The 14,748-nt window shown below is 71.4% G+C and carries 9 protein-coding genes; 2 read left to right on the top strand and 7 right to left on the bottom strand.

Features of this window, described 5'->3' with window-relative positions; genetic code table 11:
* Positions 1-143 precede the first annotated feature (143 nt).
* The gene (locus O0S08_RS14495) at positions 144-2,081 is read left to right on the top strand and encodes a serine hydrolase domain-containing protein (protein ID WP_269039719.1); all 1,938 of its coding nucleotides are present in this window, start codon (positions 144-146) and stop codon (positions 2,079-2,081) included.
* A gap of 84 nt (positions 2,082-2,165) precedes the next feature.
* On the opposite strand, the gene O0S08_RS14490 is transcribed toward O0S08_RS14495, so the two are convergent.
* Complete coding sequence (locus O0S08_RS14490) at positions 2,166-3,089, bottom strand: peptidoglycan DD-metalloendopeptidase family protein (RefSeq protein ID WP_269039718.1); 924 nt, start codon at positions 3,087-3,089, stop codon at positions 2,166-2,168.
* A 240-nt stretch (positions 3,090-3,329) separates the two neighbouring features.
* Here O0S08_RS14490 and O0S08_RS14485 point away from each other — a divergent pair, with 240 nt between their 5' ends.
* Positions 3,330-4,733 (top strand): hypothetical protein, encoded by a 1,404-nt coding sequence (locus O0S08_RS14485; protein WP_269039717.1) that lies wholly within the window; start codon positions 3,330-3,332, stop codon positions 4,731-4,733.
* A 109-nt stretch (positions 4,734-4,842) separates the two neighbouring features.
* Here O0S08_RS14485 and O0S08_RS14480 read toward each other — a convergent pair whose 3' ends face one another.
* From O0S08_RS14480 to O0S08_RS14455, 6 genes are all read right to left on the bottom strand, one after another.
* Positions 4,843-6,135, bottom strand: coding sequence for a Kelch repeat-containing protein (locus O0S08_RS14480; RefSeq protein WP_269039716.1), 1,293 nt, complete (start codon positions 6,133-6,135; stop codon positions 4,843-4,845).
* Positions 6,136-6,468: 333 nt separating this feature from the next.
* Positions 6,469-8,823, bottom strand: coding sequence for a helix-hairpin-helix domain-containing protein (locus O0S08_RS14475; RefSeq protein ID WP_269039715.1), 2,355 nt, complete (start codon positions 8,821-8,823; stop codon positions 6,469-6,471).
* A gap of 39 nt (positions 8,824-8,862) precedes the next feature.
* Positions 8,863-9,360: a thermonuclease family protein gene (locus O0S08_RS14470; RefSeq protein WP_269039714.1), complete on the bottom strand. Its 498-nt coding sequence runs from the start codon at positions 9,358-9,360 to the stop codon at positions 8,863-8,865.
* A gap of 26 nt (positions 9,361-9,386) precedes the next feature.
* Positions 9,387-12,263: a lamin tail domain-containing protein gene (locus tag O0S08_RS14465; protein ID WP_269039713.1), complete on the bottom strand. Its 2,877-nt coding sequence runs from the start codon at positions 12,261-12,263 to the stop codon at positions 9,387-9,389.
* 30 nt (positions 12,264-12,293) lie between these two features.
* The gene (locus O0S08_RS14460; protein WP_269039712.1) at positions 12,294-13,550 is read right to left on the bottom strand and encodes a thermonuclease family protein; all 1,257 of its coding nucleotides are present in this window, start codon (positions 13,548-13,550) and stop codon (positions 12,294-12,296) included.
* On the bottom strand, positions 13,541-14,185 hold the full coding sequence (locus O0S08_RS14455) for a lamin tail domain-containing protein (RefSeq protein ID WP_269039711.1): 645 nt from the start codon (positions 14,183-14,185) through the stop codon (positions 13,541-13,543). The genes O0S08_RS14460 and O0S08_RS14455 overlap by 10 nt, the downstream gene beginning before the upstream one ends.
* Positions 14,186-14,748: the final 563 nt, after the last annotated feature.

Raw genomic sequence — 14,748 nt, 5'->3', positions numbered from 1 at the left:
GGCGCGGCCGCCACCGCGCGTGCGCATCGACGGCGGGCGCTCGCGCCTCTCGAGGGTGGCGCGCTGCACAGCGGCAACGCACGCCGGCGTCGCTGTCGACCGCCTCAACCTCCGGCCGCGCGGCCCGGACCATACTCGCCGGGATGCGTCGTTGCATCGCTCAGCCGTCGTTCATCGCCGCTCTCGGGCTCGCATGTGCCCACGCGCCAAGGCCCGACACCGCGCCCGGGTCCGCGCTCGTCCCGCTCGAGGCGCGCAGCGGGCCGGTGATGGCGGTGCGTGAGGTGCCGCCGACCGTGTTCACCGACGCCAAGCGGGCGGAGAAGGTCGCGGCCCTGCAGCCGAAGCTCCACGACACGGTCGCCAAGATCGTCGCCGACGATCGCCTGATCGGCCTCGCCGTCGGCGTCGTCGTCGACGGCCAGCTCGCGTTCGGCGAGGGCTTCGGCGTGCGCCAGGTCGAGGGCGGCGGCGCGGTCGACGTCCACACCGCGTTCCGGATCGGCTCGATCACCAAGGTCTTCTCGGGCATGACCGCCCTGCGCATGGCCGACGAGGGCGCGCTCGACCTCGACGCCCCCGCCGCCAACCTCCTCCCCGAGCTCAACAAGCTCGTCTACCCCAACGCCGACGCGCGGCCGCTGACCGTGCGCGACATCCTCACCCACACCGCAGGCCTGCCGCGCGACCCCGACCTGCCGCTCAGCGTCGGCGGCAACCCGCACACCCGCGAGGAGGTGATGCAGGCGATCGACGGCCTGTCGCTGCTGCGCCCGCCGGGGATCAGCTCGGAGTACTCGAACCTCGGCTTCGTCCTGCTCGGTCACGTCATCGCCGCCGCCAGCGGCAAGCCGTTCGGCGAGGCGATCCGCGACGCCGTCCTGCAGCCGCTCGCCATGAACGAGACCGTGTGGGAGCAGACCGAGCTGCCGGAAGATCGCCGCACCCGCGGGCACGTGGCCGTCGACGGCAAGATCGTCGCCACCACCTCGGGCCGTCACAGTGCGCTCAGCGCCGCCGGCGGCTTGTGGTCGACCGTCGCCGACCTCGCCCGCTTCGTCACCTTCCAGCTCGACGCCTGGCCGCCGCGCGGCGGCGCCGACGACGGCCCGATCGCTCGCTCGACCCTGCGCGAGGCCCAGCGGCTCCGCGCGCTCCGCAGCTTCCGCGCGCGCACCACCGCCGACGAGGCGATCGCCGGCGGCGTCGACGGCGGCGCGTCGGGCGTGGGCTTCCCGTGGAGCGTCGGCCACAACTGCGAGGCCTCCTACGTCGTCGGCCACAACGGCGCGCTCGAGGGCTACTTCGCCACGATCCGGATGTTCCCGAACGCGGGTGTCGGCATCATCGTGCTCGGCAACGCGGGCTGGACCGACACCGACGGGATCGCGGTCCAGATCCAGCGCGTGCTGGCCGACGGCGGGGCGCTGGCGGGCCGCGCCGCGCAGCCGCTGCCGGAGCTGACGCAGGCGGCGGAGCGGATCGTCGGCCTGTACCCGGCCTGGGATCCGGCGAAGTTCGGCGAGTGGAGCACGCACGACTGGAAGGCCGCCGGCAACGCCAAGCTCCTGACCGCCGAGATGCAGTGGCTGCACGACGGCCTCGGCGCCTGCACTCTCGGGAAGATCAAGCGAGCCACGAGCCCGTGGTCCGGCGTGTACAAGGCCAAGTGCGAGCACGGCGACGCCGAGCTGACGGTCAACCTCACCAGCGCGCAGACGCCGAAGATCTCCGGCTTCACCCTCTCCTGGCTGGCCGGAAAACCTGCCCCCGAGGTGCAGGCGCTCGCCGAGGCCGCCGCGCCGCTGCTCGCGCAATTCGACGAGGCCACCTTCCTCGACCACTTCTCGCCCGGCTACCGCCGCTCGACGCTGACGCGCACGCTCGCCGACGCGAAGTTCGAGCACGGCGCCTGCCACCTCGGCGAGCCGCTCGAGGTCCGCGGCCCGCGCGAGGTCGTCTACGGCCTCGAGTGCGACAAGGGCACCGCCAAGCTGTCGGTCGCGATCGACCGCGGGCAGCCGGCGCGGCTCGTCACGTTCCAGGTGACCTCGACCGGCGCGCTGCCGACCTGCCGCTGACACCGCGGACGATGCACAAACGAACCGAGCGCCGGCGCGAGCACGGGGTGCTCGCAATCCGGCGCTCCGTAGATTCGCGCGGGCTCAGTTGCAGGTCGGGGCGACCTGGCCGTCGGAGCCGGTGCTGACGTAGGCGTCGGAGACGTAGCCGTTGCCGATGTAGTCCCACAGCGTCGTCGTGCCGTAGGTGCCGGTGACCGAGGTGCCGTGCTTCTGGCAGGTGATCGTCACCTTCGCGCCGTCGGCGACCGAGCCGACCGCGGTCGCGCCGGTGCTCGGGGACGAGCGCACGGTCAGCGGCAGGCCGCTGGTGTTCACGGTGCCGGTGACGCTGCTGCCGCCGCCGCCGCCGCCGCACTTGTTCTTGCTGGTGTAGTTCTTGGTGCCGAAGAACAGCGCGGTCGCGCCGTTGAACACCGGCTTCTGCGCGGTGCCGTTCAGGCGCTGCTCGTAGTGCAGGTGCGGGCCCGTCGAGCCGCCGGTGCTGCCGACGGTGCCGATCTTCTGGCCCTGGCTGACGCTCTGCCCGACCGACACGCTCTGCGAGTTGAGGTGCGCGTAGCGGGTGCGGTAGCCGCCGCCGTGATCGATCTCGACCCAGCGGCCGTAGCTGACGTTGCCCTCGTTGGCGACGCGCGTGACCTTGCCGGCCGCCGCCGCGACGACCGTGTCGCCGATGTCGTCCGCGCGGTTGAAGTCGACCGAATTGACCGGGCTGTGATTGGAGCGGGTCTGGCCGGCCCACACCTGGCCGCACGGGAACGGCAGCTGGAACGCCGGCGCGGCCGCGATCTCGGTCTCCGCGCGGAGGTCGTCGAGGGGCTCGATCGCCTCCTCGCCGGCGGGCGGGCCCGCGTCCCACCACTCCTCGTCGCCGAGGAACGCGGCCGGATCGGCCTCCGCCTCCTCGGCGGTCATGTCCTCGATACAGCCGCTGACGGCCAGGCCGCCGGTGAGTACCAGCGAGACGAGAATGCGATGGGCGAACACGGAGGAAAGTCGGGTCATGGTCGGAGTCCTTCGCGGCGAAACAGGAGCGATTTGGAGTCGGGTCTCCACACGCGGAGCCGCCGGTCCAGCGGCTCCGAACGTCGTACTGTCGAGTAACGCCGCCCCGGTTTTCGATCACTGGATCGACCGCGCCGCGAACCCCGCGAACCCGCCTCGCGCGCACCTCCGCATGTGCGCGCCGCGGCCGATTCCGATCGACGTCCGTCAGCGCCGCGAGGCTGCGCGGCAATCCCTCGCATGCGCCTACGGAACCCCCGCCTGCCCCTCCTCGGCCTCCTCCTGTCCGCCGCCTGCGGGCCGAACGTGCCCGCCGAGCCGGGCGATACCGCCACCGACGAGACCGACTCGAGCACCCCGACCACCACCACGAGCACGAGCGCGGAGCCGCCGGACCCGACCACCGGCGCGCCCCTGCCCTCGACGACCGGCACCGAGACCACCGAGGGCGACCCGACCACGAGCACGAGCACGAGCACGAGCGACACCGGCGACACCACCGGTGAACCAGTGACATGTCCCGAAGGACAGCCTCCATTCACGCCGTTGTGGTCGACAGTGATCGAGCCGCCGGGCGACGCCGGCCTGGAAGTGATCGAGTACCAGTTCGGCATCACGACCATGGCCGACGGGCGGCTCGCGGTGCCGTTCATGGCGCGCGACGGCTTCACCAACAAGTTCGGCCCCGGCGTCCTGCTCACCTCGGCGACCGGCGAGCCGCTCGGGTTCCACCAGGGCGACCTGCTGCCGGGGAGCGGGACAGTGTTCGCCATCCAGCGCGACGTCGACGACTCCTTGCTGCTCACGGGCCGGCAGAGCTGGGTCATGGGCGACGAGACGCCGGAGGTGAAATGGGTCGCGCGCTTCGCCAGCGACGGGACGCCGAAAGCCAGCGCCGAGCTGGTCGACTGGAAGGCCGCGTGGTGGTTGATGGGACAGCTCGACGTCCCGGTGTTGCTCGGCCTCGACGGCGAGGCGCCGGTCCAGATGGCCAGGCTCGCGCCGGGCGACGTCGCGACCGAGTCGATCGAGGTCGTGTCGGTGGCCGCGGGCAAGCTGGGCGCGCTGGCCTCGCGCGAGGACGGCGCGGCGCTGGTCGCTTACGCCTCCGAGTCGGGAGACACGTCCCGCGTGATCCTGCGCGGCCTCGACAGCGCCGGCGATCTCGAGTGGCTGGTCGAGCTCGACCGACCCGACTTGCCGCACGTGATCGGTGCAGTCGCCATCCCCGACGGCTGGGCGGTGATGGCGGGCGATCTGAACACCGGGACGCTGCGCCTCCTGGCCCGCACCGCCGGCGACGGCGGCCCGCTGTGGGAGGCCGAGTTCGCGGTCGCGGACGACCTGGGGCTGCCGCGGACGCGCGAGATGTACCTGTCGGGCGATCACCTGACGATCCCGGTCGTGCGCAAGCCGGCCCCCGACAACCCGTTCCTGGCCGACCGCACCGTCGAGGTCCATCGCGTGTCGCTCCAGGGCGCCACGCTGGACGTCACGCCGCTGCCGGGCGCCGCCACGATCGCCGGCGGGCGCTTCCTGTTTACCACCCTCGGCGAGTGCGGCGAGCTGATCGTCATGCCGCGCAGCCACGACGAGGACCCCGTGTCCGGCGAGCGCCTGCAGCTCAGCGCCTGGTCGCTGTGACCGGCGACCCGTGCTCACGCGACCGCACCCACCGCGGGCGGGGGCGTGCAGGCGCCGTGGCACGCCGTGGTCGCCTCACCGTCGCAGACCGACGCGGACTCACGGCAGCTCAGCGCCGGGACGCCGGGGCCCGCCGGCGACGCGTGCCGCACAGGCCGAGCCCGACGAGCCCCAGGACGCCGATCCCGTCGGCCGGCGCGCCCGCGGGATCGGCCGCGCAATCGAACGGACCGCCCCAGTCGTCGCCGCCCGGATCCTCGGACTCGCACACGCCCGCGAAGCACGAATCACTGGCGCACTCGTCGTCGATGGTGCACGCCGAGCCGGCCGCGACCTGTCCGAAAGGATAGAGCTCGACGCTCGCCAGCGGGCTTGTGATCGAGCCGGAGGTGCCGCCGACGATCACGACCCCGTGACCCGGCACGTAGGTCGCCGAGTGCAACCACCGCGGCGTCGACATCGGCGCCAGCGACGTCCACGTGTCGCTCGCAGGATCGTAGACCTCGACGCTCGCCAGCGCCCCGCCAGGGCCGCGACCGCCGGCCACCAGCACCTTGCCCGAGGGCAAGCGCGTGGCGGTGTGCTCGAACCGCGCCTCGCTCATCGCCGCGGCCGGCGCCCAGCTGTCGTGGACCGGATCGTAGCGCTCGGCGGAGGCGGTGACGAAGAACGGATCGGACCCGAGGGCGACGTCGAAGCTGTGACCGCCGGTGACCAGCACCTCGCCGGTGGCCAGCAGGGTCGCCGCGTGGCGCTCGCGCGCGGTCGCCATCGCGGCCGCCGCGGTCCACGCGTCGGCGGCCGGATCGTAGCGCTCAGCGCTCGCCAGCGGCTCCTGGATCTCCCCGTCCCACGCGGCCAGGTAGCCCCACCGCCAGCCGCCCGCGGCCAGGACGCGGCCGTCGGGCAGGGTCGTCGCGGTCAGGCTGCTGCGCCCCTGCGCGAGCGGGCGCGGAGCCGCGAGGACGCCGGTGCCCGGGTCGTAGCGCAATGAGGTCCTCGGCGTCTCGAGGCCGCCGACGATCAGCGCGTCGCCGTCGGCGAGCAGGCTGATCGCCGCCTGCTCGCGGGACGTGCCGGCCAGCGCGGGCACGTCGAGCCAGATGTCGGCGGTCGGGTCGTAGACGACGCCCACGACCGCGTCGAGCGCGAGCCAGCGGCCGTCGGCCAGGCGCACGCCGATGGCGTCCCACAGGCCCCCGGGCGCGGCGGCGAGCGGGCTCCAGGCCCCCGCGGCCGCGTCGAAGCACTCGACGGATTCGCCCGCGCCGTCCGCGACGTGACCGCCGGTGACGAGGAGCCCGACCCCGGGGAAGTATTCGGCCACGTGCTGCGCCCGCCCCAGGCTCATCGGCGCCTGCGGCACGGGCGAGGCCCAGGCCGCGGCAGGCAGCGTGCACACGAACATTGATAACAGTGCGGCGACGGGACGGCGGCGTTCCATGGCGGTCTCGCCGGTGTAATTGGAACACCTACATCGTCCGTCAACGACCTCTCTCACCGACCACGACGCGGCGCACGTGCTCCATCGATTGTGCGCCACGCCACGCCCCAATCGGCCCCAGACGCCATTGCGCAAGCTGCGCAGTTTGAGGCGCTACCGCGGGTGAATGCACACACCACAAAACATCATCATATGTCTTGAAAGACATATCGACTCACACAGCCGAAGTCGTCTCGGCGCCGCTCGCCGGCGAGCCGGCGCCACCTCCGTGCCGCCCTGCTCGCCGGCCGCTCAGAAGCGGCCTTCGAGCGAGACGAGGAAGCGGTGCTCGGGCGACGGGATGCGATCGAGCGTGCTCTGGCGCTTGTCGAGCCAGAAGTAGAGGTCGTAGCGGGCCTGGATCATGAACGTCTTCTTGATCAGGTAGGCGACGTCCAGGTAGTTCCACAGCGACTGCTCGAGCAGCGTGTTGCTCGAGGTGTCCATCGACAGCCAGCGGACGCGGGCGCGGATCCGCAGCGGGTCGAGCGGGCGGGTGCTGATCGTCAGCCACGCCTGCGAGTCGCGGCGGTACTTGGTGCGCTGGGCGGGCTCGACGTTCTCGTAGACGTCGGGGAGGAAGCCCGGGACGTCGGGGTCGACCTTGAGCGGGTCGCCGACGAAGCGCTGCTGGTAGCGGGGCACGATCTTGACCCGCTTGTGCGGCATGAACGCCATCTGCAGGTTGAACTTGAGCTGCTCGCCGGCGCAGCGGACCGGCTCGCCGTTGACGTTGGTGTAGACCAGCGCCTCGTCGCTGTAGACCTCGCCGTCGAGGTCGTCACCGGAGACCAGGTCGGACACGCCGACGTCGCCGCCGTAGCAGTATTGATAGCCGGTCTTGCGCATGTCCTTGTCGCGGTACTCGACCCACAAGGCCGGCAGGAACCACCGGGTCACCAGATAATCGCCGCGCAGGTAGGCCTGGATCCCCGGCGCCTTGGTCGACGGCGACACCCAGGCGTTGACGTAGGTGCGGATGTTCGAGGCCTTGTTCGGCTTGCCGGTGTAGCGGATGCGGGCGCCGGCCTCGTCGCGGGCGCGCTGGCCCTCGTACACGTCGGGCGACGCCAGCGGGCGCGCGTACGGGTTGGCGAACTCCGTATCGTAGTAGCGGACGATCGTCTCGATCTCGTGCTTGCCGAAGGTCGCGGTGTGGCGGACGATCGCCGCCCAGCCGCCGCCGCCCTTGCTGTCGCCGGGGTTGACGCCGGTGGCCTTGGCCATCGAGTCGAAGCTGCGCGTCACCTCGATGCCGAGGTCGCTCCAGCGGTAGCCCCACGCGCCGTTGATGCCCACGGCCCCGAACGGGCCGCCGAACGGGGTGCGGGACCACTCCTGGAAGTCGTAGTCCTTGCCGCCGGTGAGCCACTTGATCGCGGTGCCGTAGCCGGTGGCGCCGACCCACGAGCGGCGGTTGAAGAAGTAGCTGACGTTGCCGCCGCTCGTGACCTCGCGGAACATCCGCGGCAGGGTCTGGTAGCCGAACTCGGACGTCGGCGCGAACGGGTCGGGCTGGCGCTTGTAGATCGGCGGGGCGTCGCAGCGCGGGTCGTCGCTGCGCGGGTCGTCGCACTTGTCCGGGTCGTACAGCTTGTATTGATAGATGCTGCGCGCCTGCACGCTGGTCCACGCGTAGGCCTGCATCCAGCCGTGGCCCAGCTTGAGCTTCTTGATGCCGGCGGCGATGCCCTGCAGCGTCTCCTGCCAGCGGAAGTCGGGCGTCACGTAGGTGTCGCCGAGGTCGCCCTCGCACGGCGTGTCGGCCAGCTCGCCGGCCGACTCCTTGCAAAGGCGGGTCAGGCGGACCGGCCGCGGGTAGATCGTGTTGTCGCGGTAGATGCCGTTCGGCGTGTAATTGCGGGTGTTGTCGAAGGTGAGGCGCTGGCCGAAGCCGATGCGGTAGGTGCCGAGGAGGACGTTGTAATTGTCGTCCTCCCACTGGATGTACACCTTGGGCAGGTAGCCGCGCGGGCGCGGCTGCTCGGCCGACAGGGCGTCGCGGTTGGGATCGTAGCGGACGTCGTCGACGCGGCTGCGGGTGAGCACGCCGGCGAAGCCGAGCCGGAGGTGGCGCAGGGTCTGGACCTGGCCGTCGAGGACCATCGCCGGCAGGCGGCGGTCGGGCGGCGACCAGGCGGTGCGCAGGCGGACCTTGCCGGAGGTCGCGGAGTAGCGGCGGTTGGGCTCGACGATGTAGATGAACGCCGCGATCGCCTCGAGCTGGTCGCGGTCCAGCACGCCGGCGAGCACCAGCGCGGCCGGGTCGTAGATGAAGCCGGCCTCCTGGCGGTAGCGGATGATGCCGTCGACCTGCTTGTAGGTCAGGTTCGGCAGCGTGAACAGCTCCTCGCGCGAGGCGCTGTTGAGGTTGACGCCGCGGCGCAGCAGCTCGACCAGGGTGTCGAAGGTCTCGCCGGAGATGTCGCCGGCGGTGTTGAGCTCGAGCAGGTCGTCCTCGTCGTCGACGTCGACGAAGGTCTCGTACGGGGCCGCGGCGGCCCCGGCGGGCGCGAGCGCGGCGCAGAGCCCGAGCGCGAGGGCGATCGCGCCGCGCCGACGGGCGCGGCGAGGTGAAGCTGGCCGCAAGGACATGTGAGAGGTCATCTACCGGAGGTTCGGGAGCTCGATCCTAACAAGGGTCGGTCAGGGGCCGCAGACGTCGCCGCACATGCCCCACAGCCCGGCCTTCTGGTCCTTGGCGGTGCGCTGCATGGCCATGAACTCGCTGGCCCGGTCCTCGCCGTTGGGCGGGATGTCGAGCACGCAGGCGTAGCCGCGGGCGATCAGCAGCGAGTTGATCTCGCCGTCGGGGGCGTCGACGTAGGCCAGCAGGCGGCCGTACGCGTCGGCGCACTCGACGTCGTAGGTCAGCCGGATCTCCTGGCCGAGCACGTACTCCGCGTTGAAGTCGCGGGCCTCGAGGCCGAAGCACTCGCGCTTGCCGTTGGTGATCTCCGGCGTGTCGACCAGCAGGTAGCGGACCTTCTCGCCGCTCTCGAGCACGATGGTGTCGCCGTCGATGACCTTGGCGACCGTGCCGACGGTCGGCCCGCAGACCGACTCCTCGGGGGCGTCGCCGCCGTCCGGGTCGGACGCTCCGGGCCGATCGCACCCGGCTGTCCCGAAGGCCAGGAGGTGCATGGACGCGAGAAGGGGCGCGAGCCGGGTCAGGGGCATGCCGGGTTCTCCTGCTTGGGGGTGCCGGGGCCGACGGCGTCGCACCAGGGTGCGGCGTCGGTGTTGTCGTTGAGGCCGGGGTTCGAGACGCCGGGGTCGAGCTGGGTGGCGATGTCCTCGCCCTGGCTGGTGGCCCACTGCACCGCGTCGAGCACGAGCTCGCCGACCGACAGCGAGATGACGCCGGCCGAGTTGGCGAGCGAGAAGCCGAACACGGCGTCGACCGCCGGCAGGCCGCCGTTGACCGCGGGGTCGGTCTTGCGGGCCACGAGGGCGCGCGAGCCGGCGGCCACCGCGATGCAGTTGGTGCCGCCGAAGGTCTTGGCGGCCGCGAGCTCGGCCGGCGTGGGCGCGAACTTCGACAGCGCCTTGACGTTGTTGAGGTCGACGTCGGCGTTGGCCAGCACCTCGAACCACTCGCGGTCGGTCTCGGTGCCCGAGGGGTTGGCGACGAACTCGGTGATCACCAGGTCGCCGACGCCGGGCGAGTGCTTCTCGCGCATGGCGTTCAGCTGGGCGTCGAAGCACGGGTCGACGAAGCCGCCGCCGCAGGCGACGTTCTGCGCGCCCGGGCTGCCCTTGTCGGTCGCGTTGTAGAGCGCCTCGGCGAAGCAGAGGTTGGCGGGGTCGTCGTTGACCGCGACGTCGAGCGCGCCCGGGGTGATGAACTCGAGCGACAGCTGGGTCGAGTCGCCGTCGCTGCTCGACGCGTAGGCGACGTGGTCGAGCTCGATCCCCCCGTGGCCGACGAACAGGCCACCGTTCGAGTTGCCGAGGCTGAGCTTGGTGACGAACTGCGGCGCCGGCAGGCCGCCGTTGACCGCGGCGTCGGCCGAGCGGGCGATGAGCACCGAATTGCCGGCCTTGACCTCGAGGCAGTCGCCGGCGGCCGGCACCGTGTCGCCGACGGTGTACGGGTCCCACACCTTGCCGAGCTCGAGGCCGTTGAGGTCGAAGTCGGCGTCGGCGAACAGCTCGAACCACTCGCCCTCGGTGTCGCCGACCTGCGAGGGGTTGGCCATCCACTCGGTGATCAGGAGCTCGCCGGCCTGCGGCGGATCGATGTCGCGCGGCGCCTGGGTGTCGGGGTCGGTGCACTGCCCGGTCGGCGGCGCCCCGCCGCACACAGCGTTCTCGGCGCCGGGCGTGCCGAGGTCGGTGTTGAACGGCGCGTACGGGACGGTCGCGTCGCAGCGCGCCTCGGCCGGATCGTTGAGGGTCGGATCGAGCGACTGCTCGAACGCGTCGATCACCGCCGCGTCGACCTGGCGCGCCACGCCGTCCTTCGGCGAGTCGTACGGCATCTGGTCGAGCTCGACGCCGCCGACGCCGATCCACAGGGTGCCGGAGGTGTTGCCGAGCTGCAGGCTGCCGTAGCTGCCGGCGGGCGCGAGCATGTCGCCGGTGGCGCCGCTGCGGGCCAGCAGGACGAAGCCGGGGCCGACCGGCAGGCACTGATCGTTGGGGAACGTGAAGCTGATCGAGTCGGCCGACTTGCCGAGCTGCAGGCCGTTGAGGTCGAAGCTGACGGGGGTGAAGAACTCGACCCACTCGCCGGCCGGCTCGCCGATGCCGGTCGACACGTTGGCGTGGACCTCGGTGATGAGGATGTCCCCGGGGACAGGTGCGACCGCCTCGCGGACGGTGCCGCCGTCGTCGCACGGGTTCTTGAGGCAGACCGGGTTGGGGGCGCCCGGCGTGCCGAAGTCGCCCTCGGCGAACGCGTTGTAGGCCAGGCAGAAGTTGGCCGGGTCGTCGTTGCCGGCGACGGTCGTCGAGCCGGGGTCGAGGCTCCAGGCGATGCCGTCCTTGGGGTTCGGGTAGTGGATCTCGTCGAGGATCTGGCCGCCGTAGGCGATGTACACGCCGGGGCTCGGGTTCGAGTCGCTGGCGCTGTCGTTGAGCGTCAGCTTCATGACGACGTCGGTCTGTTCCCACTGCTTCTGCGAGAACAGCACGGTGTCGCCGGCGCCGACCTTGAAGCACTCGGGCTGCTGCAGCACCTGCGCGCTCTCGGGGTCGGAGGCGAACTTGGTGGTGTTGCTGCCGTACTGCAGGCAGTTGAGGTCGAACTCGCCGCCGGTCACCTGCAGCTCGAACCACTCGCCGACGGTCATGGTGGTGAGGCCGGCGTTGGCCATGACCTCGGTGATCACCAGCTGGCCCGCGGCCGGCGCGAGCGCGTCGCGCAGGGCGCCGCCGTCGTAGCACTGGCCGCACGACTCGGGGGCCGCCAGCGGACAGGCGGCGTTGGGCTGGCGCGGCGAGCCGAACTCGGTCGTGAAGTAGGGCTCGCCGTCGGTCGGCGCGGTGCACCACAGGGCCAGGTCGTCGTTGGCGGTCGCGTCGGGCGTGACCTGGCCGTCGAGGGTGGTGCTGACGCCGTCCTTGATCCGCGTCGCGTCGTAGAGGACCTCGTCGACGACGACGTTGCCGCAGCGCACGGTCAGGAGGCCCGAGGTGTTGGACATCGAGCCGAGGTCGGTGCCGTAGCCGTAGTCGATGTACTCCGGGCGGGTCTCGTCGGTGACCGCGCCGAAGGTCATGTAGGCGCCGGGCGGGATCTCGACGGCGCCCTGGATCAGGTGGCCCTTGGAGTCGGTGCCGTCGGCCTTGCTGTAGACGAGGCCGACGCCGCTCAGGCTGACCGCCGCGCTGCCGGGGTTGTGGACCTCGATCCACTCGATGCCGTCGGCGTCGCTGCCCTTGGGGTCGGGCATGTACTCGGTGATCACCAGCTCGCCGCCGCGCAGCGCGGCCACGCAGCTGCCGGCGTCGGTGTCGCTGGTGGCGTTGCTGTCGCCGCAGCCCCACGACGGGGCGACGGAGACGACGAGGGCGAGGCGGGCGAGCGTGCGGCGGTTCATGGTCGGATCTCGGTCTCGCCCGGACGGGCGTCAGTCGGCGGCGCCCGGCGGCGCGAGGCTGTCCTCGCGCTCGGCGGCGTCGTTCTCGCGGGGGTCGGCCGGCGCGTCGCCGGCGTCGGGCTTGGCCGTGTCCTGGGGGACAGGCTCCTTGGTTTCTGTCTCTTGGGACGTGTCCTCGGGGACATCCGCGGCGACGGCCTGCTCCGGGTCGGCCGGCGCGAGCACCTCGTGCTGGATCTGCCCGGGCACGGTGACGACGATCTGCAGCTCGTCCTGCTTCTTGTACTTGTTGAAGTACTTGGTGAGGACGCCGCGGGCGACCACGAACTCGCCGCGGGCCTCGAGCGCGCCGGAGCGGGCCAGGACGTCCTTGTCGAAGAAGATCAGCGGCAGGCTGCCGGTGCGGCGGCGGCTGAGCAGGACCTTGGTCGGGCCGGCCGTCTCGCGGATGTCGCCGATGGCGCCGAGGATCACGACCTCGCGGCCGACCCTGCTCTGCAGGCGGTCGATCGCGTCCCAGTGGGTCAGGACGATCCAGTTGGGGTGGTCGGCGGCCTCCAGCTCGAACGCCTGGATGAAGTCGCCGCGGCGGTTCCACCACTCGAGGCGGCGGTCGTAGTCGGTGTAGTGCTGCTTGGCCGGGTCCCAGATCCCGCGCTTGGCGGCGCGGGCCTCCTCCTGGGCGGCCACGAACTCCTTGTGGAACCGGCGCGAGTAGCCGTACTTGCTGAAGTACGGGCTCATCCCGGCGCGCACGCACTCGACGTTGTAGTTGTAGGTCTTGCCGTCCTTCTCGACGAACACGTACGCGAGGTAGCGGTTGTAGAAGTCGCGGATCTCCTTGGGGTGATCGCGCTCGAGCCGGACGTTGCGCACGCCCTTGAAGAAGGCCTCGGCGAACTTCTTGGCCTCCTCGCCCATCGGCGTCGGGATCTTGACCGGGCTCTTGGTCTTGGCCTGGGCGTCGGCGAGGTAGCGCTCCCAGCCCTTGTCGAACTCCATGTACTCGGACTTGCGCTTGAAGGTCTCCTCGGTGTCGAGGCCGAGCAGGCGCATGCTGGCGTCGAGGCCGGCGACGCGGATGGTGTCGCCGTCGGTGACCTTCATCAGCGGGAACTCGCCGATGATGAGCGCCGCGTCGTTGCCCTTGGCCAGGCTGGAGACGACGGTGGTGCGGTCGAACCGGTGGACCACCGGGTTGCAGGCCGAGCTCCCCAGAGTCAAGCCCGCCAGGGCGGCGAGCGCGACCCGGCGAGCCTGTACCTTGGACCATGTCGTCAGGGACATGGCGGATTGGCCTCCCCCGGGGTGCCGAACACGCCGATGCCGGTCGACGTGGTGAAGTCGTCGACGCACCAGTTCGCGCCCTCGTCGTTGTCGGCGGCGCTCGGGTCGCCGGGCCAGAAGGTGGTGCCCTTCGGCGGCGCGCTCGGGTCGACCTGCGTCAGGTTGCGCAGGACGACGCGGTCGATCAGGACGCCGCAGGCGCGCACCTCGACGAGGCCGCCCTTCGGCAGGTCGCGCGGGTTGTCCGGGTTCGACGGGCTGTACCAGTCGACCAGGTAGCTGTAGTCGAGGTACGGCGCGCGCTCCGGGTCGTCGCTGCCGAGCACCACGTAGTCCCCGGGCTCGACCACCAGGGCCTCGTCGCGGACGAGGAAGCTGCCGTCGGGCTTGCCGTCGTTGCGGGTGAACTGCAGCCGCAGCCCGGCCAGCTCGATCGGCTCGTCGGAGGCGTTGTACAGCTCGATCCACTGGCGGTACGAGCCCGGCTGGTCCTCGCGGAACTCGGTCAGGACCAGGGCGCCGGGCTGTATCTTGGGACAGGTCGTCCCCAGCGGCGGGCGCACGCATGCCAGCAACGCCGCCAGCACCGGCGGCGTCGCCAGGCGTAGCACTCTATCCGTACGGCCCGAGAACACGGCTCTCGGGAAGTCATGGTACGCGACGAGGCCGGCGGCGGGGCCGAGGCTCCAGGAGAAAATCAGAGACGTCTCGGCGACATTCCCTCGCGCCGCGGGCGACGTCGGTGTCCATGTCGCCGGCGTAACCAACTGGGGAGCCCGTTGAAATTTCACATACAAACTTGTGAGTGCCGGAGCTGCGCCGACCGCGATTTGAACGTTCGTTCAGTGCACCCCCGAGGGCCCCGGGGGCCCGGAGATCGGCCCGGGAAGCCAATTTCCGCGATCCGCGTCAATGTGCTGCGATTGTTGGGGGCTGTCCCGAGGACCAGGTGGTCCCTGAAGACCCCAGGCGACCGGGTCGGCGTGTGATCGCTGTTACGCGGGGCTCTGCGAATGCGGCGAGTCCGGGTCCCGCGCCGACGCGCCGGTCTCTATGCAGAGGCCCGCGGCCGCTCGCAGCGCGCTGCGGCGGCTGCGACGGGAACCGCGAAATGCCGGGCTACGCGTCGTTCCGACGGCCTCCGCGGCAATCACAGCAGGCGGCGGAGCTGCGGACAGGCGAAGTGGAATGCCGGGCT

The organism is Nannocystis punicea (genome assembly GCF_026965555.1).
In the GTDB taxonomy this organism is placed as follows: domain Bacteria; phylum Myxococcota_A; class Polyangia; order Nannocystales; family Nannocystaceae; genus Nannocystis; species Nannocystis punicea.
Note: the sequence above shows the minus strand (reverse complement) of the source record. Positions and strands in the feature narration are given on the sequence as shown.